We start from the raw sequence: 22824 nt of genomic DNA, 5'->3' as shown, positions 1-22824 counted from the left end.
AATAATGAAAAAACTTCTTGATGTTAACCATCTTTCAGTTTCGTTTACGACATTCGGCGGTGATGTTAAGGCCGTTCGAGATGTTAATTTCACATTGAATGAAAAGGAAACGCTGGCCATTGTCGGTGAATCAGGTTCCGGTAAAAGTGTCACGGCACAATCATTGATGCGCCTGGTACAGATGCCGCCGGGAAAGTTCACGGATGGTACCATTGAATTTAATGGCGAAGATCTTATCCAAAAGTCCGAAAAACAAATGGAATCTGTTCGCGGTCAGGAAATAAGTATGATATTCCAGGATCCCATGACGTCACTGAATCCAATTATGACGGTTGGAAAACAAATTTCAGAAAGTTTAATTAAACACCAGAACATGTCAAAAAAACAAGCCCATAAACGTGGGATTGAATTGTTAAAATTGGTTGGTTTGCCTAATGCGGAAGCACGAATTAACCAATATCCCCATGAGTATTCAGGTGGGATGCGTCAGCGAGCCATGATAGCTATAGCATTGGCGTGTACGCCTGAAGTACTGATTGCTGATGAGCCGACTACAGCGTTGGATGTAACGATACAAGCCCAGATTTTATCTTTAATGGATGATTTAAAAAAGCAGATGGGCACAGCGATCATTTTAATTACACATGATTTGGGCGTTGTAGCCAATTCGGCTAATCGTGTAGCGGTCATGTACGGCGGGAAAATTGTTGAGACGGGATCTGTTGATGAGATTTTCTATAACGCGCGGCATCCCTATACGTGGGGACTGCTGGAATCTATGCCTAAGCTGGAGGACGACAATAAAGAGCTTCATGCTATTCCAGGATCACCTCCGGATTTGTTAGATCCGCCCAAGGGCTGTCCTTTTGCAGCACGCTGTCCCTATGCGATGAAGGTTTGCAAAAATCATATGCCTGAGTATACTGAGCTGTCAGATACGCAAAAAACAGCATGCTGGTTACTGGATGAGCGAGCGCCAGACGTCGAACCGCCTGAATCCGCTGTGGCAGGAGGCTTGAAAAGTAATGGCTGAACAACGTGAAAAACTGCTTGAAATAAAAGATTTGAAAAAGCACTTTCAAGTTGATAAAAAAATAGTGCTTAAAGCGGTAGATGGTATTTCCTTCAGTATTTATAAGGGAGAGACATTTGGACTTGTAGGTGAATCGGGCTGCGGGAAATCAACGGCCGGCCGCACTATTATGAGATTATATGAAGCCAGCAGTGGAGAAGTTGATTTTCAGGGGCAGAATGTTCATGGAAAAAAGTCCAAGAGGGAACTCAAGGATTTCAATCGAAGTATGCAGATGATTTTTCAGGACCCGTATGCATCTTTAAGCCCTAGAATGACTGTAAAAGATATTGTTGCGGAAGGCATTGACATTCATGGGCTGGTTAGTACAAAAAAGGAACGATTGAACCGTGTTAACGCATTATTAGAAACGGTGGGTTTGAATCAACAGCACGGCAATCGCTATCCCCATGAGTTTAGCGGAGGCCAGCGTCAGCGTATCGGTATTGCTCGAGCTTTAGCGGTTGATCCTGAATTTATTGTAGCGGATGAACCGATCTCAGCATTGGACGTATCGATTCAGGCTCAGGTCGTTAATTTACTTAAGAAATTGCAAGAGGAACGCGGCCTAACCTATTTATTCATTGCTCATGATCTTTCAATGGTCAAACATATCAGTGACCGGGTAGGGGTTATGTATTTGGGAAATATGGCAGAAGTAGCGTCAAGTGATGATTTGTATCATAGGCCATTACACCCGTATACACAGGCGCTTTTAAGTGCCATTCCTGTTTCTGATCCGGAAGTTGAACGGTCACGGGAACAAATTGTTATTGAAGGTGATGTTCCCAGTCCAACTGATCCCCCAAGCGGGTGTCGCTTTCGCACCAGGTGTCCGCTCGCTATGGATGTCTGTGCAAACGTTGAACCCGAATGGCAGGAATATACAGAGGATCATTGGGTTGCTTGTCACCTATACAATGACAAGTACAATGATGAGTATAAAGCACGGCAAACAGCACAAGTAACCTCATAAAAAACAGCCGGTATTAAAAAAGATGAGCTTTTCCTATGATGGAAAAGCTCATCTTTTTGTGTCATATAGCTTACATAATGGCTGTTTTGAGATCGAACTGAAATGTTTTTGGGACTTTTACAATCAATCTATGATTCATGTAATATTTTAGCATTCATTTGGCAACCCTTGTAACAGACTCTTAATTGACCTGTAACTGCACACCCCATGGCCGTGTGTTAATATAGGCAATGCAAATTCAAAGGAGGGACTACCAATGAAAAAAATGGTAGCTTCAATCGCTACAGGCGTCATATTAGCAGGCGCGACAATGACAACTGCTTCTGCAGCAGACTACGATGTTGAAAAAGGAGACAACCTTTGGGGCATCGCCCAGGATCACGATACAACTGTGAATGAACTCGTCGACATAAATGATCTTAAAACAACGATTATCCAGCCTAAACAGACTCTGAATATCAATGAAGATAACGAGACTTATACGGTTGAGAAAGGTGACACATTATACGCCATCAGCCATGAATTTGATGTAACGGTTGCTGATCTGAAAGAATGGAATGATCTTGATTCTGACATTATTCAGATTGGGCAGGGTCTTCATATCAATGGCACTGCTGTGAATCAGGATGAGGAAGTCAAGTCAGCCAGCACAAATCAAAATGCATCCGCTCAGACAAATGAAACTGAGCAGGCGCAAGCAAGTAAATCAGACAAAACAAAAGATAATCAGAAATCATCACAGAGTAATCAGAAATCATCACAGAATAAACCCGACGGTAAAACCGTTTCGGTAACAGCAACAGCCTACACCGCTGACTGTGACGGCTGCTCAGGTATTACGGCAACGGGTGTTAATTTGAATGCCAATCCGAATAAAAAAGTCATAGCTGTTGATCCAGATGTTATTCCCTTAGGAACAGAGGTTTATGTTGAAGGCTATGGCCGTGCCACAGCTGCAGATACGGGTGGCGCTATTAACGGCAACAAAATTGATGTCCACGTTGCTTCTGAAAGTAAAGCCAATAACTGGGGCGTTCAAAACGTTAATGTAACGATTCTTAATTAATTGAAATACACTGAATGCAGAGGGAGCACCTAAATCGGTGCCCCTCTTTTTACATTTTATCTGTTATAACTGTCTGGCTGTCTTGTTCTGCCATGTTCCCATTGTCATCTGCCTTACCCTCATCATCGTCCAGCGTTTGCGAATAACCGGTAATACCAAATCCGAGAATCATAATGAAAAATAATGATAGTAAAACCTGCTTCATAAAAGGGGTATTCCTCTCCTTATCGATTTGCCTGCTTTTATTATAGTAAACTAGTCAGCAAAATACGAATAATCATAACAGGTAAATTATGGAATTATTTAGATGGCCTCATAACAGGTGACATACCAAAGTGCAGCCTGATGTGTTAAACTTGTCTTAGGAATATGATAAGCTAATGACTGGAAACGGAAACAATGCTTACACATGAGGAGGAAACCATAAATGACTAGCAATCGATTACAATCGTTCTTACAGGACAACATTGCTGATTTAAAGGAACGTGGTCTGTACAATGAAATCGACCCATTAGAGGGAGCCAATGGGCCAACGGTTGAAATTGATGGCAAACAAATGATTAACTTGTCGTCTAATAACTACTTAGGTCTGGCTACCGATGACCGGTTAAAGAAAGCTGCCAAAGAGGCTGTTGATTCACATGGTGCCGGCGCTGGAGCTGTCCGTACGATTAACGGTACACTGGATCTGCACCTGGAGCTGGAGAAGAAACTGGCTGAATTTAAAGGAACAGAAGCGGTTATTTCCTATCAGTCTGGTTTTAATGCTAATATTGCAGCGATTCCAGCTGTCATGGATAAACATGATGCGATACTGTCTGATGCATTGAACCATGCATCAATTATTGATGGCTGCCGGCAGTCTAAAGCAAAAATTATCGCCTTTAATCATTCTGATATGGACGACCTGCGTGAAAAGGCACGTGAAGCGGTTGAGTCCGGTGCTTATAATAAAATTATGGTTGTTACGGATGGTGTCTTTTCTATGGACGGTGATATTGCGAAGCTGCCGGAAATTGTTGGGATTGCTGAGGAGTTTGATCTGATCACCTATGTAGATGACGCGCACGGATCCGGCGTACTCGGCAAAGGTGCTGGAACCGTGAAACATTTTGGATTGCAGGATAAAGTTGATTTTCAGATGGGGACTCTGTCCAAGGCAATTGGCGTTATCGGCGGCTATGTTGCCGGCAAATCCGAACTGATCGACTGGCTGAAAGTTCGCTCCCGTCCGTTCCTGTTCTCCACAGCTGTGTCACCAGCTGATGCTGCTGCCAGTACAAAGGCGGTTGAGATTCTGATGACATCATCCGATTTGAATGAAAAGTTGTGGGCGAACAGTGATTACTTGAAGAGTGGATTAAAACAGCTCGGGTTCGACACTGGAAGCAGTGAGACACCAATCACGCCATGTATTATTGGTGATGAAAAAGCAACGCAAGCCTTCAGTAAGCGCCTGAATGAAGAAGGCATTTATGCGAAAGCCATTGTCTTCCCAACAGTACCACAAGGAAAAGGGCGCGTGCGCAATATGCCAACGGCCGCCCATACGCAGGCTATGCTGGATGAAGCACTGACTGCCTATGAAAAAATTGGCAAGGAACTGGAAATCATTTAATATTTTCAGTCAATGATAAAGCCGGAATCCCGGGATGCTGTCTAACCTTTCCGGGATTCTGTTATGACCAGTGACATATGCCCCGTAATCTACCGCGGCATGAGGAGACCAAACAGCTGGAGGAAAAAACATGAAAAAGATCTTAGTGACTGGTGCAATGGGCCAAATTGGTTCAGAACTGGTCAGAACACTACGCCAACATTATGGTACATCAAACGTTATCGCCTCAGATCTGAGACAAAGTGAAACAGACGAGGGGCCATTTGAAATGGTCGATGTCACCGATGAAAAAGCCATCTATGAAGCTGCTAATAAGCATCATGTAGACACCATTATGCATTTGGCGGCCTTGTTGTCGGCTAAAGCAGAAGAACAGCCGAAATTTGCCTGGAACCTGAACATGGGCGGCCTTTTAAATGCCCTGGAAGTAGCGCGCAAATTAAATCTGCAATTTTTCACGCCGAGCTCGATTGGTGCTTTCGGACCGACAACGCCTAAGCAAAAGACGCCGCAGGAAACGATTATGCGTCCGACGACGATGTATGGTGTTAATAAAGTAGCCGGCGAATTGCTGTGCAACTACTACTATGAGCATTATGGTGTTGACACACGGGGTGTGCGGTACCCTGGGTTGATTTCGCATGGCACACCGCCTGGTGGCGGGACAACTGATTATGCAGTTGACATTTACCATAAGGCCCTGAGTCATAAGCGTTATACGTCTTATATCGCACAAGGGACATATATGGATATGATGTATATGCCGGATGCGCTGAACGCGATCATGAAGCTGATGGAAGCTGATCCGGCTAAACTGCTGCACCGCAATGCTTATAATATTTCTGCGATTTCCGCCGCGCCAGAGGATTTTGCAAGATCCATTCAAAAGCAGATTCCGGATTTTGAATTGGCGTATGACGTTGATCCAGCGCGGCAAGAAATTGCTGAAAGCTGGCCGGATCAATTGGATTCATCGGCTGCCGAAGCTGAATGGGGTTTCAAAGCTGATTATGATATTGACCGCATGACTGCTGATATGCTGGCTAAACTCCGGACCAAACAGGATTGAAAAAAACGTTCCCTGAAATGTTCAGGGAACGTTTTTTAATGAATTGATGGTTCTTAAACGGCCTCATACATGGCTTCAACTTTTTCCTGCAGATCTTTATCGGCCACATACTCATCATAGGACATTTCTCTATCAATAATGCCCTGAGGTGTAATTTCAATGAGCCGGTTAGCGATTGTCTCGATAAATTCGTGGTCATGTGATGTGAATAGCACTGATCCTTTAAATCGCTTCAGCCCATTATTCAATGACGTGATTGATTCCAGGTCAAGGTGGTTGGTTGGTTCATCGAGTACCAGCACATTAGCACCTGAAAGCATCATTTTCGACAGCATACAGCGAACCCGCTCACCGCCGGATAAGACATTCGCTTTTTTCAGTGCCTGATCGCCTGAAAACAGCATGCGGCCGAGAAATCCCCGTAAAAAGGTTTCTGTTTCATCTTCTGGTGAATATTGCCGCAGCCACTCAACAAGCGGGAGATCATTGCCGTCAAAATAGGCAGCATTATCTTTAGGGAAATAGGACTGCGATGTTGTTATGCCCCACTTATACGTACCGGCATCCGGTTCCATATTGCCCATAATTATCTCAAATAGTGTTGTGTTGGCGACATCATCTTTGCCGATAAACGCAACTTTATCATCTTTGCCCAGGGTGAAACTGACATTATCCAGTACTTTTCGGCCGTTAATCGTTTTCGTTAAGCCTTCGACAAATAACAGGTCATTGCCAATTTCCCGGTCGGGTGTAAAGTTAATATAGGGATACCGCCGTGATGATGGTTTAATATCATCCAGTGTGATGCTGTCGAGCATCTTTTTCCGGGATGTGGCTTGTCTTGATTTCGACCGGTTAGCACTAAAGCGCTCGATAAACGCTTTAAGGTCTTTAATCTTTTCTTCTTTCTTTTTATTTTCTTCCTGTGCCATTTTTTTCGCCAGTTGGCTTGATTCATACCAGAAGTCATAGTTGCCGACATAGATTTCAATTTTGCCATAGTCAACATCCGCGATGTGTGTGCATACCTTATTAAGGAAGTGGCGGTCATGCGATACGACAATCACGGTGTTTTCGGATTGAATCAGGAATTCTTCCAGCCACTGAATGGCGTGAATGTCCAGACCGTTCGTTGGTTCGTCCAGAAGTAAAATATCCGGATTTCCAAAGAGTGCTTGTGCCAGCAATACTTTAACTTTCTGGGCTTCCGACAAATCCGCCATCTGTGCTGAATGATAGGACTCCTCAAGACCAAGTCCTTTCAATAGAACGGCTGCGTCGGCTTCTGCCTCCCAGCCGTTCATTTCAGCAAATTCGCCTTCCAGCTCGGCAGCACGGATGCCATCGTCTTCCGAAAAGTCCGGCTTCATGTAGAGGGCGTCTTTTTCCTGTTTAACCTCGTATAACCGCTCATGTCCCATAATCACGGTTTCCATAACATTGTAGTCTTCATAAGCAAAGTGATCCTGTTTTAAGACGGCAATCCGCTCATCGGGTCCTGTCGAGACAGTTCCAGACTGCGGGTCCTCATCACCGGACAGAACACGCAAAAACGTGGACTTGCCTGTTCCGTTCGCACCGATGACACCGTAGCAGTTGCCGGGTGTGAACTTCAGATTGACCTCTTCAAACAATTTTTTATCCGCATATCGCAAACTCACATTATTAACCGATATCATGCATTAACGTCCTCCAATTCTTTTCATTACTGTCAGCTTAAGTTATTTCATATGTTTCGTCAACGTTCATTGCGCGTTGTAAGCTGCCTGTTTAATTCCCAGAGAGCGGTAGGGCACTTCAATATTAAAGGCAATATTGTCAGCTTCCAGATCAATTTGCTTAACGCTTATATGGAAGTTGCTTTTGATGTCCATATCGGTTACCGCGACATAAATTTCTTCTTCGGCAGGATTAACCGTTACCCACTCCGGCATTGGCAAGTACTTTTCCAGGTATTCCATGATCTTCTTGTTCGGCAGTGCCAGTTTCCCAATTGAAATTGATTTCTGTTTAAGCGTAATATCACCATTTTTCTGCACAATTGGTTCAAGGTGCACCGATAGCGGAACAGTAGTGGAAAATACGGGCAGTTCACCGGCCAGCTCAACATCTTTATCCAGTGAGACGTGATATTGGTGACCATCGCCTTTTAAAAGTTTTTCCAAATAGGCGTTAATCAGTTGATCTAAATTTTGTTTCGTTGTACGCACAACGAATTCCGAACGGAGCTGGGTATGGTGATCAGCCGGATCGGGCTCTTCCGTTTCAGATACTGGCCAGAAGATTAGAATGGCAATACACGCAAGGGCCAGAACGTTTACCCCAAGCAGCAGAAAAAACCAGCGTCTCCATTTATGCACTTTTTGTTTTGACACGGCACACCCCCCTTAGTCGTCAATTATATGATTCAGTACCCGTTTGGCCATCCGCTGATAACCCTCATGGCTGGGATGGAAATTATCATCGGCGAATAGATCAGTATTTCCGGATGCGAACAGGTCGTCAATCGGAATAAATGCTGCCTGATCGTATTCTTCCGTTATATTCTGTCCTGTTTCATTCCAGTCATCAACGATCATGTCAAGTTCATCAATAGAGTCAAAATAATGCTCAAACGGATTATAAATACCTATTAAATAAATGGCGGCGTCTTGATTTAGATCATGAATGTTATTGAAAATGCGTTGCAGCCGGTGTTTGTACGCTTGTTTAGCCGGCTTAAACTGCTCTATGTGCAAGTCGGTTACGTTTTCTTTAACAACCTGCATAATATCATTAGCACCGATTGTCACCAGCACCATATCGGCATGTTTAATTGAATCCGTGATTTTAGGCTGGCTGAGGCGCTCCAGCAACTGGTCTGAGCGATTGCCGCGTTTGCCGAAGTTGGCAAACGACATGATGTTTTTATTTTTATTAATTTGATTGTCTAAAATCCCCACATAACCGCCATCCACAACATCATCACCGACACCCTGGGTCAGTGAGTCGCCAACAGCGGTTACGTATGTTTTCTTATCTTTAAATAAATCCAGTGTCCGCTTGATGGTGTCATTTAAAAATTCCTTGAGTCCAGTGGCGGGTTCTTCCGATTCCTTGTTTATAGGCACGTCTTTCTGGGAAGCAGCGTTTGCCTGCCTGTCGCTGTCATGATTCGTTTGCTCATTAGCAGCATCATCTTTATGCTGCTGGCTCGCCTGATCATTCGTCTGTTGATCTGGGCTTGATGATTCAGAAAAAATTAAAAAACCAGCAAGAGCCACAAGCAAGACGCCTGCTATCGTCAGCACATACTTTTTTGTCATGTTTTACACCTGTCGTCCTTTGTCACGTAATCAGCACGTTTCATCGTAGAATGGCAACCCTTTACTTTGCAAGCTATAGCTTTTAGCATTTTTCATCTTTATGTTCTCTTCTATTATAGCATATTCACGCTTGTATCAGCCCTATAAAAAACAGGTTTAAACATTAAAATTCGCCCTCGAACTGAAGGCGAATTTTAAAATCATAGTCTCGTGTGAGCACTCAGGTGTGTACCATTTCTTCGGCGGGATTATGATGCCGCAGCCGATAAGCCTCCTCATATGCCCGTCTGCCGGAAATGACCGTAAGACCGGATGTGCGTGCCCGTTCAAGCGATTGATCGTAATGGGCGGCTGGCTGTTCCGTCCAGAGTATCGCTGTTTTCTGCTCGATGGCCTGTTCAGTTATTTCTGGCGGCAGTGTGTGCTGATTCGTCAGGATGGCATCCACCTGGTAAGGGGAAGCGTCTAAGCTTTCAGAGGTGCCGCTGTCCTCTGTACCAATCGGGACAATCTGAAAGCCGGATTGTTTCAGCTGGCTGACATCTTCAGCAAAACGATCATCCCCTGAGTTCAGTCCAAAAACGGCGATGGTTTTAGGCCGTACTGTCCCATTTGTCCGGTCGAAAGGTGAGTGAAGCAGCCATCTGATCGCGTCATCTTCGGTTGGCTGGATGGCAGCTGGCCGCCCGGAGGCTTTCGCAATGGCCTGATCCAGATCAGCCAAAATATCCTGTGTTGCTTCAAGGCCAACTGACAAGCGAACTAATTCTTCCGTTACACCGCTTTGCGTCAGTTCATCTGTACTTAACTGCTGGTGAGTGGTTGAGGCCGGGTGAATGATCAGCGACTTCGCATCGCCTACGTTGGCAACATGGGACCAGAGCGTCACATTGTCAATTAGCTCCTGGCCGACTTTTCGTCCCCCTTCAACGCCAAATGTAATGATAGAGCCGTAACCACTGTCTAAATATTTATTGGCCAATTGATGCGAGGGGTGCCCCGGATGTCCTGGGTAATTTACCCATTCAACGGCTGGGTGGCTGTTCAGAAAATCTGCTACAACAGCAGCATTTGCGTTATGACGTTCGACCCTCAAGTGCAGTGTTTCCAGGCCCTGCAGCAATAAAAAAGCATTTTGCGGGCTCAAACAGGCACCAATATCACGTAATAGCTGGACACGCAATTTCATGGCAAACGCTGCCGGACTTAGATCGGCATAACGCAGACCATTATAGCTGTCATCTGGTTCTGTGAATTCGGGGAAGTTGCCATTATCCCATTGAAAACGTCCGCCATCGATAACGACACCTGCAATTGCCGTGCCGTGACCGCCAATCCATTTAGTGGCTGAATGGACGACAACATCAGCACCCCAGCTGATAGGCCGCGTCCCGTAAGGTGTAGCGAATGTATTATCAATGATAAGCGGGATCCCGTTTCGGTGTGCTATCGCGGCAATGGTCTCCACATCCAATATGTTCAGGCCTGGATTGGTAATAATTTCGCCGAAAAAGGCTTTTGTATTGGCGGTGATGGCTTTTTCGAAAGCGGCTGGATCGGTTCCATCGACAAATGTGACATGGATGCCGTATCTGGGCAGGGTATTGGCGAACAAGTTGTGTGTCCCGCCGTACAGACTGCTGTCGGCGATAATCTCATCACCACTGCTGGCCAGGTTTAAAATCGACAGTGTAATGGCAGCCATGCCGGAAGCAACGGCAACAGCTGCTGAGCCATCCTCCAAAAGAGCCATTCGCTGCTCGAAAGCATCGACGGTGGGGTTCATCATACGTGAGTAGATATTACCCTCTTCGGTCAGGCCGAAGAGATTGTGTGCGTGCTCCGTGTCGTCAAAAACATAGGATGTTGTCTGATGAATCGGGACCGCTCGCGCCCCTGTTTCTGGATCGGGTTTCTGCCCTCCGTGAAGTAATTGAGTCTCTTGACTGTACAGGTTGAATGGTGTCATTGGAATTCCTCCTTTGAAAATGATTGCGGGCTTTCTTAGCCAATTGGCATCATCATTCCGTTAACCAGGAAAAGAAAACCTCCTTCAGAAAAGAAGGAGGCTGACATAGCGCTAATCCTTCTCTTATCTGTCAGAATCTGCTCTAGTCTGCAGGATTTAGCACCTTTCAAAGTCATATCGCCGGACTTGATGGTTGCCGGGTTTCATTGGGCCTGGTCCCTCCACCGCTCGCAATAAGAGATTTTAATTTTTATTAATTAACTGAATATTATAGATGACCTGGTGGGCGTTCGTCAAGTTGTTTTTAAAATTTTATCGCTGGGTATATCATTTAGTGAGAGATGTCAACTATATGTATCTCAGCTGGGAGGTGAAATGGTGCTTAATCAGGCAGTTTTATAAAGTTATTCCAGAGACTTTCACCTAGTATCTGGCTAAGAGGTTATACGGTTTATGACAAAAGGGCAAATTAACAGCACATCCAGCTTGGCTCTAACGTATGAAGGAAAATTATGCTATATTATGGATAGTGGCCATATGCTGAAGAGGGGTTTTAACAAGTGAACATTATATCATTCTTTCTAGGCTTGATCCTTGTTTTGAACATTGCCCTGGCTTTTACGGTTATCTTTCTGGAACGAAAAGATGCGTCCACAACATGGGCCTGGCTAATGGTCCTTTTGTTCATTCCGATACTTGGATTTATTTTATATTTAATTTTCGGCAGACGGATCAGTGGCCAGCATATCTTTACATGGGATACCAAAGCCAGACTAGGGGTGAAATTTGCTGTCCAAAAACAGCTGCGAGCACTGGAAAACGGCACGTTCCATTTTAAAAATGATGCGTTGGCTGATTATAAAGATCTGTATTATTTGCATCTGCGCAATGATGATGCGATTTTGACACAAAATAATGATGTTAAGATCTTTACAGATGGCGCGAAAAAATTTCAGACCCTTATGCAGGACATGGAACAGGCGACGGATCATATTCATCTGCAGTATTATATTCTCCGCAATGACTGGCTTGGTGAGCGGACAGCCAAAATACTTATCCGAAAGGCGCGGCAAGGGCTGGAAGTGCGCGTTCTTTACGATGATATGGGGTCACGGAAAATTAACCGGAACTTCTTGCGGCGACTGAAACAAGAGGGGGTCATGATTGAATCTTTTTTTCCGCCGAAAATCCCTAAAGTCAATTTAAAAATTAATTACCGCAACCACCGCAAACTGGCTATCATTGATGGTGCAATCGGTTATATTGGCGGGTTTAACATCGGTGATGAATACCTCGGTTATAATCGCAGGTTCGGCTTTTGGCGGGACACGCATCTGCGGGTCGTCGGCAATGCAGTTGAGAATATGCAGACCCGGTTCATTCTGGACTGGAACCAGGCTTCGCGCAATCATATCATGTATGATGAGCGCTATTTCACGCCTAAGGCTGGTGGTGACATCGGGATGCAGATTGTTTCAAGCGGGCCTGATTCAGACTGGGAGCAAATTAAAAACGGCTATATTAAAATGATCATGTCGGCAAAAGAGTATATCTGCATCCAGACGCCCTACTTTATTCCTGATGACAGTCTGCAGGATGCACTCAGGATTGCAACCCTGTCGGGGGTTAATGTCAAACTTATGATTCCAAATAAGCCTGATCACCCATTTGTATACTGGGCTACATTCTCTTATATCGGAGATCTGTTGAATGCAGGGGCACAGGTTTATATTTATCAAAATGGTTTTCTGCACGCGAAAACATTGATTGTTGATGGCAAAATTGCATCAGTCGGCACAGCCAATATTGATGTGCGCAGTTTTCGCCTGAATTTCGAGGTGAACGCTTTTATGTATAATCAGGGCGTGTCTCAGGAATTATTGGATGCTTTTTACCGGGATATGGCGCGCTCAACCCAAATGACCCGAACACTGTACCAGAACCGCTCGCTTGGCATTCGGTTTAAAGAGTCCATAGCCCGTTTGCTCTCCCCCGTTTTATAAGTATTAGCGCTATAATCGTGCTACAATGGGGGAGAATACTTATGAAACAAGAAGAATTGGAGGCAACATTATGGAGTCAAAACCATGCAAAAATTCATTAGCTGTTAAAACATCACACGTGCTGCCGCCGGACACGAATAACCATGGTACATTATTTGGCGGTAAGCTAATGGCGCATATTGATGACGTTGCAGCCATATCGGCTGTCAGACACGCACGCAAACCTGTTGTAACGGCATCAACTGATTCGGTTGATTTTCTGGCACCGGTTAAAGAAACGGATTCCGTATGCGTGGAGGCATTTGTTACATGGACACACCACACGTCAATGGAAGTGTTTGCTAAAACCGTGAAGGAAGATTTGTTAACAGGTGAGCGTGAGGTGTGCACGACCGCATTTCTGACGTATGTTGCGATTGAAGATGATGGCAAGCCGGCGCAGGTACCAGTTGTCTATCCGGAATCCGCTCAGGAAAAGCAATTGCACGAAGGGGCACCGGAACGTGCGGAAGAGCGGAAAAAGCGCCGTTCGCATTCCAAAGCGGTTGCAGCTGACTTTGGCACCGATTATCCGTGGAATGGCAACGCCTGATCAGGCCGTCACAACGCCATATTACTGGTGTTGTGGTTAATCAGGCCAGAGAAACGATATAATTTGCGAACAGTTAGATTATTTGGTAAATAACATTATTTATGACATAATAATAGTGATATCAATTTGTTTGGAGGTAATCATATGGTCGCTCGTGAAACAATGGAAAAATACGCGGATCTGGCGCTGAGAACCGGTGTTAATCTGCAGCAGAATCAGGCACTCATGATCAATGCACCGATTGAAGGGTCGGATTTTACACGTATTGTCGCCCGGAAAGCCTATGAGATGGGCGCGAAGAATGTACATATTAACTGGGCCGATGACGAGCTGACACGTCTGAAGTATGAAAATGCTCCGGATGAAGTGATCGGTCATGTTCCGGACTGGAAGGTTGACATGCAGGAATCATTTGCTGAAGATGGCGCCGCAGTGCTGTCCATTAAGGCCACCGATCCGGATCTGCTGAAAGGAATTGATTCAGCGCGTGTGGCAATGGCAAATAAAGCATCTGCTGAAGCCATGCAAAACTTCCGCCAATATACGATGAATGACCGGATTACGTGGTCAATCATCGCCATTCCAACGGGGGACTGGGCACAAAAGGTATTTCCGGGTAAATCCCGTGAGGAAGCAGTCGCAAGTCTTTGGGATGCCATTGTCTCGATTGTCCGGGTTGACAAGGACGATCCCGTAGCAGCTTGGCGGGAGCATAATCAAACGCTGGAGACAGCCCGGGAGATTCTGAACCGGAAGCAATATCAGAAACTTATCTACAAGGCACCGGGAACAGATTTCGAAATTGCCTTGCCAAAAGGTCACCTGTGGAAAGGCGGATCAGCTGTATCGGAGCAGGGGACAACCTTTAATCCAAATATGCCGACTGAGGAAGTCTTCACGATGCCCCATAAATATGCCGTGAACGGCACGGTTTCCAATACGAAGCCGCTTAATTATGGCGGCAATGTGATTGACGGGTTCAGCCTGACCTTTAAAGACGGCAAAGTTGTTGATTTCCAGGCAGAACAGGGTGAAGAGACCCTGAAGCATTTGCTTGATACCGATGAGGGCTCGCGCCGTTTGGGTGAAGTTGCACTCGTACCGGATGAATCACCGGTATCCCAGTCAGGCCTGATTTTTTACAATACGCTGTTTGATGAGAATGCATCCTGTCATATTGCGCTTGGCAAAGCCTATCCGACCAATTTGGAAGGTGGCTCCGGCATGACGAACGAGGAGCTTGATCAGCATGGTGTGAATGACAGTTTAAGCCATGTGGACTTTATGATCGGCTCAGATCAGCTGGATATTGATGGCGTTCTGGAAGACGGCACGACTGAGGCTGTTTTTCGCAACGGAACATGGGCCATAGACGTTACCGGCAAGTAAGCGGCTCCGGCTGCTGAGGAGGCTCACCAGCCGCCTGCGGAAAGCGGCGTCTATTTTAGGAGCGGTTAGTCGGATGAGCCATTTATTTGGGCTGTTTGGACTTGTGTTTGACAAAACACTCGTCCCAGCCCTTTTTTAATGACTTTTAACGATTGTGGACATACAACCTGCTTACATAAAACCATTTTTAACCAGAACGGCTTTAATCGTTGTATAGTCATAGGTATCTGAAAGCATTTCTTTTAATGGTTTCAGTTTTGGCTCGTCAGTATTATGGCGGGCAGTTAAAATGGCCGCTTCTGCATCGGTGTTGAAAAATATCTCCCAGGCAATGGGATGGCCATCTTTAAAGGCCTTGAACAGGTGACTTTCAACCGTCTGGGATGTCATGTCCCGGATGAGCGCAATTTCCTGAATAGATTTACCCGACTGAAACATCGTATAGCTGATCACGTGACTTGGCCGCTCGTCAGCCTGCTTTTCCTGTTTGGGCGGCGACGGCTGATGGCTCGTCACTCTGACAGGTTTTTTCACGTCGGGATGCGTCTTAAGCCACGCTTGAACGGCTTCCAGAAATGCTTCTCCGTATTGTTCATATTTCTTATCGCCGACACCCTTAATTGTCAGCATAGCCTCTTTCGTTTCTGGTAAATAGCGGCTTATCTCTTTGAGCGTTGCATCGTTAAACAGCACGTACGGGGGAACGCCTTGCTCGTCCGCCATTGTCCGCCGCAGGTTTCGTAATGAGGCAAACAAATCCTCCTGATAATCAGCCTGTTCGCGTTCGGGAATAGGCGCGGTATACATGAAGACCGGATGTTTTCCTGTCAGCACATCAACCGAATACTGATTTAATTGCAATGTCGGGTATTTGCCGTCACGGGTGGCCAGTAAACGTTCAGCGACCAGGAATTGAATCCTTTCCGCAATGGCTTTTTCGGTATAAGCGGACAGAATGCCAAAGGTGGAGAGTTTCGTTAAGCCGAATTGGCGGATCCGGTTGTCGCGGGACCCCTTCAGCACTTTGGCCGTCATGCTTATGCCAAAACGCTCATCCATGCGTTTAACGCAGGATAGAATCATTTGCGCTTCTTCTGTGATGTCGACGCGCTCCTGCAGCTGACGGCAGTTGCTGCAGCGTCCGCAGTTTTTTCCGCCGGACACCTCGTCATGAAAATAATCAAGGATATAATCGGTCAGGCATCCTTGTGTATGACAATAGTTAATCATCGCCTGCAGCTTTTGGTATTCGTGCTGTTTTTTCTCATCGTCGAGCACGGATTGTTCAATTAAAAACTTTTGCAGCTGCACATCCTGCGGGGAAAATAATAGAATACAATCGCTGTGATCGCCATCACGGCCTGCTCTGCCTGCTTCCTGATAGTAGGCCTCAATCGTCATCGGCATGGCGTAATGAATGATGAAACGTACATCGGGTTTATCAATGCCCATACCAAATGCGTTGGTGGCAATCATGATGGTCTTGTCATCATGGATAAAGGCAGCTTGTGCTTGTTTGCGTTCATCTTCTGTCAGGCCGGCATGGTATTTAGCAACTGAGAACCCGCGTTTTTCCAATTGGTCTTTCAGTGTATCGGCCTGTTTGCGTGTGGCTGTGTAAATGATACCGGACTCTTCGGGATGCTCCGTCAGAAATGACTGAACATACGTTGGTTTATTCTTTCCCTTAACGATATGAAACGCCAGATTGTCGCGTTCAAATCCCGTTTTGATAACGTGTTCGCTGTCAATCTGTAATAATGTCTGGATATCGGCGATAACATCGCTTGTCGCCGTTGCCGTTAAGGCTGTGGTGACTGGAATGTTGGGGAGTTGCTGCAAATTCGGTATAATCGACCGGTAACTGGGACGGAAATCATGTCCCCACTCGGAAATGCAGTGGGCTTCATCAAACGCAACCAGCGCGATCGGAATCTGTTTTATGGCGGCCATGAAGCGCCCAGACTCAAATCGTTCGGGTGCGGCGTATACAAATTTGTATCTGCCAGCTTCAATATCAGCAAGGCGCGTCTTCTGTTCGCTGGCAGACAGGGAGCTGTTTATATAGGTTGCCGCGATGCCCTGAGCCTGTAATGCATCGACCTGGTCCTTCATTAGGGAAATGAGCGGCGATATAATAATGGCGGTGCCCTCATGTGCCAGTCCAGGGATTTGGTAGCAGAGAGATTTGCCTCCGCCCGTCGGCATCACGGCTAATGTGTTGTGGTTAGTGATAATGGAATCAATTGTCTGTTTTTGGCCGTTTCGGAATGTATCATAGCCAAAGTAGGTTTTTAATAGATAGTCAGGTTGTTTTGTCAAAACGTCAATGCCCCCTCTGGGAGGTTTGCCCGGCAGACTGATCCGGGCGCAATTCAGTCTGCCGAAAGCCCACACATAATCTGTTCTCCAGCTTAACATACCGTTTATGGCAGTGCCTATTAGAAAAACACCGCACTCAGCTGATCCAGCACCGTCACAAGCTGTATTGCGGGCTGTCAGTCACCAGCCTTAACGTGCGTGGGACGCTTTCGTTTTATTTTTAAAGATATAGCCAATCAAGCCGCCAATAATGGCCGGGAACAGCCAGCCAAGACCAATGGAGGAGAAGGGCAGTTTTTCCATAATGGCCGCAATCTCGGGCATGTTAACGCCAAATTCATTGAGCCCATCATAGAGAGCAGCAATCGCTGTCAGCAGAATGGCACCGCGATAAACTGTTCTGTAGCCGCCGAAAAACTTGTGCAAAAACGTCAGGATAATCAGCACGATGGCAATTGGATAAATAAACGTAAGCACCGGTACCGATACACCGACAATGGTGTTCAGGCCCTGATTGGCAATCACATAGCTGCCAATGGTGATAACGCTGATAATCCAGCGGTACGAAATGCCTGTCAGCTTATTAAAGAATTGCCCGCAGGCGACGACAAGACCGACTGATGTCGAAAAACAGGCAAGAGCGACGATCAGACCGAGTATCAGAGCACCGAAACTGCCAAAGATGCCTTCTGCGGCACTTGATAGAATGTCCCCGCCATTGGTGAAGTCACCCGCATCACCCATTCTGGTGCCGATCCAGCCAATGGATGTGTAAACGACTGCAAGGGCGATGCCTGCAACAGAGCCAGTCTTAAGAGTCGCTTTCATCAGACCTTTTCGGGTGGAGATGCCGCGGTCTTTAAATGCATTCACAACGATAATCCCAAAAGCAAGGGCCGCAATGGCATCCATCGTCAGATAGCCTTCCGCAAATCCGTTGAAAAAGGGAGCAGTTGCATAGTCTGCACTCGGCGGTCCTGCTGCTGTCTGATCCAAAAGCAGAAATCCACCAATGCAGATTACGATCAGGGCAAGCAGCAAGATTGGTGTCAGCCATTGGCCAATCCGATCGACAAGTTTCGACGGATTCATGCTGACAAGAAGAACTGCTATAAAGAAAATGGTCGTGAATATGAACAGCAAACCGCTTGTCCCAGCCGTAAATGGCTCAACCGTCATTTCAAATGCGACAGTTGAGGCACGCGGAATTCCGAAAAACGGGCCGATTGCCAGATAAACGACTGTTGTAAAGATCAGACCGAACAGCGGATGTACGTGATCGGCCAGTTCCCTGGCATCATTGCTGACAAAGGAAACCGCAGCAACCGCCACTACCGGCAGGCCGACTCCGGTTAAAATAAAACCGATGATGGCAGGCCAGAAAGATGTCCCTGCTTCAATGCCTAAGGTAGGCGGGTAGATCAAATTGCCAGCACCAAAAAATAAAGCAAACAGCATAAAACCGATGATGAGTGTATCTTTTTTCATAAAGGCGTACTCCTCTCGCTGGTTATTAACAAAAAAAGGTAAATTGTAAGAAAATTAAAGTTTAAAATATTTAGAAATGGGATTAGAGCAAACGTAGTTTAACAAAACGTGACGAAATATGTCAATTTATTTTAAACATTTACGTTTGTTCGGGTTATAATTGTTATGCCGGTTTTAAAATTAAATTGTTTACAATTAGATTCAGCACATTTAGAATGACCTTATCACTTAGAAATGAACGGGCAGCAACAATCCTGTGCTCATGGTATTGCGTTATAGTGTGAGCGATAAAGGGGAGCGGGCTGCCCATTACTATGTGTTTTTTTAGTCCTCTGCCATGCCGTCATGCAGGTGTTGCTACGCACCTCTGACAATTTCGATGCAACTTGTATTCTATCAAGAGAAGCCGGGCTGAGCAGCAGCTTCCAGTTGCCGCACCGGTGCCAGACACGTCCAGGCATCGAAAATTTTTCTCTTTTGTGTACCAAATGCTTGTACCTGCATATACAACACTGGATTGGTATATGTGGCATATGAACGATAAATGATTTAAAGGGGGGAAGCGTATGCTGCCATCTCTTTTATTTGAAGTTATGCTGATCGGTCTTTTAGGAGTAGGTTCGCAATGGATAGCCTGGCGGTACCGGATGCCGGCTATTGTTGTTATGTCGATCGTGGGGCTGCTTGCCGGACCGATTCTGGGATTTATGAATCCGGAAAAAGATTTTGGTGAACTGTATAACCCGATTATATCCGTAGCTGTTGCGATCATTTTATTTGAAGGCAGTTTGAACTTAAGTTTTAAGGAAATCCGGGGTCTGGGCCGTCCCGTTTTTCGCATTGCCACCATTGGTGTGTTTCTGGGCTGGGTCCTTGGATCACTGACGGCGCATTATGTCATTGGTTTAAGCTGGGCTGCCGCATTTGTTATCGGCGCGTTGTTTATTGTGACAGGCCCGACAGTCATTATGCCGCTTCTGCGTCAGTCCAAATTGCAGCCGCGTCCGGCGAAGATTCTGAAATGGGAAGGGATCATTGTCGATCCGCTCGGCGCCCTTCTAGCCGTTTTTGCATTTGAAATCATTGCCTTTTTAACAGCCAGCAATCCCGACGGTTCAGCCTTGCTCATATTTTTAGCGGCGTCTGTATTTGCGGCTGTAATGGGCTGGGCATGTGGTCTGGGGATAGGCTGGATGTTTGAAGTTGGCTATATCCCGGAATTTCTCAAATCACCTGCTGTCTTTATTATTGTCATTGCCTGTTTCACATTTGCCGATGAAATCGCGCACGAAACAGGGCTGCTTGCGGTGACAGCCATGGGCGTTACACTTGCCAACATGAACATCAGCTCAATTGACGACATGCGCCATTTTAAGGAAAATATTTCGTTACTGCTCATTTCGGCCATTTTTATTATGGTGACGGCTTCACTGCAGCTGGATACACTGCTGGAAGTATTTGATCCGAGTATTTTGGGTTATGTTTTATTAATGATGTTTATCGTCAGGCCATTGTCTATTTTTCTGTCGACGATTGGAACAGTCCTCTCCCTGAATGAAAAACTATTGCTGGGGTGGGTTGCACCGAGGGGGATTGTGGCTCTGACCGTTTCCAGCTACTTTGCGTCGATTTTAAGTCAGGCGGGCTACGCTGATGCGTCGCTGATTACGACGATCACGTTTGCGCTTGTGTTTTCGACGGTTGTTGCCAATGGTTTCTCAATTGGCTGGCTTGCCAAGAAGCTGAATCTGTCGAAGGAAGGCAGACCCGGTACACTGATTGTGGGCAGCAACAGTTTCACAGTGAACCTGGCTAAATCACTGCAGAAGGCAAAATCCCCCGTTATGGTGGTCGATTCATCGTGGAAAAATCTGCGAAAGGCCCGTGAAGCAGGCGTTCCCTTTTATCACGGGGAGATGTTATCGGAGCAGACTGAATACAATTTGGATACAATCCCTTATGATTATCTGATTGCTGCTTCGGAGTATGATGCTTATAATGCGCTTCTCTGTACAACGTTCATGCCGGAGTACGGGCGGACGAACGTGTTTAAAGTCAGGCCTTACCGCCGGAATATGAACGACACAGGCGATATGGTCAGAAAAGTCGGCGGACGCTTCCTGTTTAAACAGGAGCTGACACTGGAGGACTTAAACCAGAGAATCCGGGAAAATTATATTTTACGGCAAACGACACTTACAAGCCGGTACAACTATAAGCAATATTTGCAGGATAAAGCTGAAGAGACCATAAGACTGTACGTGATCAAACGATCAGGCCGGGTGCGCTATTTTTCAGAGGAAACACGGATTACACCGGAAGTCGGCGACGTTCTTGTCAGCCTGACACCGCCGGTTAAGGAGATCAACAAAATTAAAAAACGCCTGGAAAATCAGCGGAACAATGGCAACGGCAAAAGCCAGCCAAACGGCGAGCGTGGTGGCGTTGATCAAAGCAGTTAGCTAGCAGGGCCGGATCTTAATGAACCTATTAAAAAGAACCAGGGTGAGCCTTCATTGGCTTCCCCTGGTTCTTTTTAATCCAGCTGCTCCAATTGCTGGTTCAGCTTGGCGACGCGTTCCTCAATTTCAATCAACTTGTTCTCACCGGTTGATGTGTCCACACCAAATGAGGTTGCTTTTTCCACGTCACCCTGAATTCTTGCATAATCCGATTTCAGCTCGGCTAATTCCGCTTCGATTTGTCCTTTGGTCACACTGATCACTCCCTGCTCTTTAGTTTACTGAAAATGGCGTGTGAAAACAAGGATGCCTCAAGATTTATGGTCGCTGCGGCATCACAAGAGAGCAGCGTCTTCATCCTCATGCTCATCCTGATAAGTCTCGTAGAAATGACTGATGATTGTCTTGGCCACTGTATAGACAGGAATGACAAACAGCATCCCGAGCAGTCCAGCAATACTGCCTGCAGCCAGCACGAGTGTAATAACGGTTAATGGGTGCAGGTGCAGCACTTTGCCGATGACATTCGGCGATATCAGGTTGCTTTCAATTTGCTGGGCAACAAGCATGACAAGCGCTACCCAAATTGGCATGAGCGGGTCCTGAAAAAGCCCGACAAGCATGCCAGGGACAACCCCGATATAGGCCCCGAGAAATGGGATGACACTGAGAATCATCCCGAACAGAGCCAGTGTCAGAGCATACTTAAGACCGATCAGCACATAGCCGATATACAGCATAACACCTATACAAAAGGCAACAACTAATTGCCCCATAATATAGGACGTTAATGTTTCATCAATCTTATGCAACAGTGCACGCAGATTAGCTGCCTTCTTCTTTTTAAGAAACTGTGTGATAAACGGGACAAATTTCTCGCCGTCTTTCAGCATGAAAAACAGGAAAAAAGGAATCAGAACAACGGCAAATAGAATGCCGATAAACTCACTGATAAAGCCAAAAATGAATGACATCGCTGACTCGATATAGGTTTGCAGGTTTGATGTCACGTTATCAATGGTATCGTTTATCCCCGGAGGAATGACGTTCTGGTTTGCTTGTACATAATTGACGAGATCCTGAACGGCCGCAACCATGGCTGGTATGTTATTGACCAGATTATTGAACTGGGTTTGGAGAATAGGCATAAGATAGCGTGCAACGATATACAGCAGGAGCAGCAGCAATACAAAGACAAGCAATATTGCAACGATACGGTTTAGTTTCATTTTTTCCAATAAATGCATGACCGGCCGGGTTATATAAAATAGGAGACCTGCTCCGATCACCGGCAGAGCGACAGCGCCGACATATGTAAAAATGGGTTCGAAAATAAAATCAGCGGCTGATACTAATAATAAAAGCAGGAAACCAAGAATCAGGACGATTAATGCTTGGAACCAGCGTTTGTTGATCATGATAATCACATCTCTCTGTTAATTTATGTCAATGTCTATTGTAACGGCTCGGGCACTTAATAGAAAGGTATTTTG

Annotated in this window: 18 protein-coding genes and 1 riboswitch; of the genes, 9 read left to right on the top strand and 9 right to left on the bottom strand. The window is 45.9% G+C overall.

What is annotated here, in order from left to right; translation table 11 throughout:
- Positions 1-4: 4 nt before the first annotated feature.
- From ACZ444_RS13775 to ACZ444_RS13765, 3 genes are all read left to right on the top strand, one after another.
- A complete protein-coding gene (locus ACZ444_RS13775) occupies positions 5-1033 on the top strand; it encodes an ABC transporter ATP-binding protein (protein ID WP_382360468.1) in 1029 nt (342 codons plus the stop codon).
- Complete coding sequence (locus ACZ444_RS13770) at positions 1026-2048, top strand: ABC transporter ATP-binding protein (RefSeq protein ID WP_382360465.1); 1023 nt, start codon at positions 1026-1028, stop codon at positions 2046-2048. Before ACZ444_RS13775 ends, ACZ444_RS13770 begins: the two co-directional genes overlap by 8 nt.
- Positions 2049-2304: 256 nt before the next feature.
- Entirely contained in the window at positions 2305-3114 is an 810-nt protein-coding gene (locus ACZ444_RS13765; RefSeq protein WP_382360462.1) for a LysM peptidoglycan-binding and 3D domain-containing protein, read from the top strand.
- Between the two features lie 49 nt (positions 3115-3163).
- On the opposite strand, the gene ACZ444_RS13760 is transcribed toward ACZ444_RS13765, so the two are convergent.
- Complete coding sequence (locus ACZ444_RS13760) at positions 3164-3319, bottom strand: hypothetical protein (RefSeq protein ID WP_382360459.1); 156 nt, start codon at positions 3317-3319, stop codon at positions 3164-3166.
- Positions 3320-3541: 222 nt separating this feature from the next.
- Between ACZ444_RS13760 and ACZ444_RS13755 the strand changes: the two genes are divergently transcribed.
- A complete protein-coding gene (locus ACZ444_RS13755; protein WP_382360456.1) occupies positions 3542-4732 on the top strand; it encodes a glycine C-acetyltransferase in 1191 nt (396 codons plus the stop codon).
- A 130-nt stretch (positions 4733-4862) separates the two neighbouring features.
- Entirely contained in the window at positions 4863-5801 is a 939-nt protein-coding gene (locus ACZ444_RS13750) for an NAD-dependent epimerase/dehydratase family protein (RefSeq protein ID WP_382360453.1), read from the top strand.
- Between the two features lie 53 nt (positions 5802-5854).
- Here the strand turns inward: ACZ444_RS13750 and ACZ444_RS13745 are convergent, their stop codons facing one another.
- From ACZ444_RS13745 to ACZ444_RS13730, 4 genes are all read right to left on the bottom strand, one after another.
- Positions 5855-7480, bottom strand: a complete 1626-nt coding sequence (locus tag ACZ444_RS13745) for an ABC-F family ATP-binding cassette domain-containing protein (RefSeq protein ID WP_382360450.1) — start codon at positions 7478-7480, stop codon at positions 5855-5857.
- Between the two features lie 66 nt (positions 7481-7546).
- Entirely contained in the window at positions 7547-8176 is a 630-nt protein-coding gene (locus ACZ444_RS13740) for a YpmS family protein (RefSeq protein WP_382360447.1), read from the bottom strand.
- Between the two features lie 12 nt (positions 8177-8188).
- Positions 8189-9106: a GDSL-type esterase/lipase family protein gene (locus ACZ444_RS13735; protein WP_382360444.1), complete on the bottom strand. Its 918-nt coding sequence runs from the start codon at positions 9104-9106 to the stop codon at positions 8189-8191.
- Positions 9107-9326: 220 nt separating this feature from the next.
- On the bottom strand, positions 9327-11075 hold the full coding sequence (locus ACZ444_RS13730; protein WP_382360441.1) for a PLP-dependent aspartate aminotransferase family protein: 1749 nt from the start codon (positions 11073-11075) through the stop codon (positions 9327-9329).
- Positions 11076-11195: 120 nt separating this feature from the next.
- Positions 11196-11315: riboswitch (SAM riboswitch) on the bottom strand.
- 320 nt (positions 11316-11635) lie between these two features.
- On the opposite strand from ACZ444_RS13730, the gene cls reads away from it, so the two are divergent.
- The 3 genes from cls to ACZ444_RS13715 all read left to right on the top strand — a co-directional run bounded on the left by cls (position 11636) and on the right by ACZ444_RS13715 (position 15059).
- On the top strand, positions 11636-13078 hold the full coding sequence (gene cls, locus ACZ444_RS13725; RefSeq protein ID WP_382360438.1) for a cardiolipin synthase: 1443 nt from the start codon (positions 11636-11638) through the stop codon (positions 13076-13078).
- 70 nt (positions 13079-13148) lie between these two features.
- On the top strand, positions 13149-13670 hold the full coding sequence (locus ACZ444_RS13720) for an acyl-CoA thioesterase (RefSeq protein ID WP_382360435.1): 522 nt from the start codon (positions 13149-13151) through the stop codon (positions 13668-13670).
- Positions 13671-13814: 144 nt separating this feature from the next.
- Entirely contained in the window at positions 13815-15059 is a 1245-nt protein-coding gene (locus ACZ444_RS13715) for an aminopeptidase (protein ID WP_382360432.1), read from the top strand.
- A 171-nt stretch (positions 15060-15230) separates the two neighbouring features.
- On the opposite strand, the gene recQ is transcribed toward ACZ444_RS13715, so the two are convergent.
- Entirely contained in the window at positions 15231-17381 is a 2151-nt protein-coding gene (recQ, locus tag ACZ444_RS13710; RefSeq protein WP_464433430.1) for a DNA helicase RecQ, read from the bottom strand.
- Positions 17382-17570: 189 nt separating this feature from the next.
- Positions 17571-18869 (bottom strand): branched-chain amino acid transport system II carrier protein, encoded by a 1299-nt coding sequence (brnQ, locus tag ACZ444_RS13705; RefSeq protein WP_382360426.1) that lies wholly within the window; start codon positions 18867-18869, stop codon positions 17571-17573.
- 566 nt (positions 18870-19435) lie between these two features.
- Between brnQ and ACZ444_RS13700 the strand changes: the two genes are divergently transcribed.
- Positions 19436-21331: a cation:proton antiporter gene (locus ACZ444_RS13700; RefSeq protein WP_382360420.1), complete on the top strand. Its 1896-nt coding sequence runs from the start codon at positions 19436-19438 to the stop codon at positions 21329-21331.
- A 74-nt stretch (positions 21332-21405) separates the two neighbouring features.
- Here the strand turns inward: ACZ444_RS13700 and ACZ444_RS13695 are convergent, their stop codons facing one another.
- A complete protein-coding gene (locus ACZ444_RS13695; protein ID WP_382360417.1) occupies positions 21406-21585 on the bottom strand; it encodes an SE1832 family protein in 180 nt (59 codons plus the stop codon).
- Positions 21586-21666: 81 nt separating this feature from the next.
- Positions 21667-22749, bottom strand: coding sequence for an AI-2E family transporter (locus ACZ444_RS13690; protein ID WP_382360577.1), 1083 nt, complete (start codon positions 22747-22749; stop codon positions 21667-21669).
- Between the last annotated feature and the right edge of the window lie 75 nt (positions 22750-22824).

It is taken from the genome of Lentibacillus kimchii (assembly GCF_055381965.1).
Note: the sequence above shows the minus strand (reverse complement) of the source record. Positions and strands in the feature narration are given on the sequence as shown.

Bases quoted from the DNA above. Each gene is read 5' to 3' on its own strand.
- ACZ444_RS13775 (WP_382360468.1), top strand. From the start codon at position 5: ATGAAAAAACTTCTTGATGTTAACCATCTTTCAGTTTCGTTTACGACA.
- ACZ444_RS13770 (WP_382360465.1), top strand. From the start codon at position 1,026: ATGGCTGAACAACGTGAAAAACTGCTTGAAATAAAAGATTTGAAAAAG.
- ACZ444_RS13765 (WP_382360462.1), top strand. From the start codon at position 2,305: ATGAAAAAAATGGTAGCTTCAATCGCTACAGGCGTCATATTAGCAGGC.
- ACZ444_RS13760 (WP_382360459.1), bottom strand. From the start codon at position 3,319: ATGAAGCAGGTTTTACTATCATTATTTTTCATTATGATTCTCGGATTT.
- ACZ444_RS13755 (WP_382360456.1), top strand. From the start codon at position 3,542: ATGACTAGCAATCGATTACAATCGTTCTTACAGGACAACATTGCTGAT.
- ACZ444_RS13750 (WP_382360453.1), top strand. From the start codon at position 4,863: ATGAAAAAGATCTTAGTGACTGGTGCAATGGGCCAAATTGGTTCAGAA.
- ACZ444_RS13745 (WP_382360450.1), bottom strand. From the start codon at position 7,480: ATGATATCGGTTAATAATGTGAGTTTGCGATATGCGGATAAAAAATTG.
- ACZ444_RS13735 (WP_382360444.1), bottom strand. From the start codon at position 9,106: ATGACAAAAAAGTATGTGCTGACGATAGCAGGCGTCTTGCTTGTGGCT.
- ACZ444_RS13730 (WP_382360441.1), bottom strand. From the start codon at position 11,075: ATGACACCATTCAACCTGTACAGTCAAGAGACTCAATTACTTCACGGA.
- ACZ444_RS13720 (WP_382360435.1), top strand. From the start codon at position 13,149: ATGGAGTCAAAACCATGCAAAAATTCATTAGCTGTTAAAACATCACAC.
- ACZ444_RS13715 (WP_382360432.1), top strand. From the start codon at position 13,815: ATGGTCGCTCGTGAAACAATGGAAAAATACGCGGATCTGGCGCTGAGA.
- brnQ (WP_382360426.1), bottom strand. From the start codon at position 18,869: ATGAAAAAAGATACACTCATCATCGGTTTTATGCTGTTTGCTTTATTT.
- ACZ444_RS13700 (WP_382360420.1), top strand. From the start codon at position 19,436: ATGCTGCCATCTCTTTTATTTGAAGTTATGCTGATCGGTCTTTTAGGA.
- ACZ444_RS13690 (WP_382360577.1), bottom strand. From the start codon at position 22,749: ATGATCAACAAACGCTGGTTCCAAGCATTAATCGTCCTGATTCTTGGT.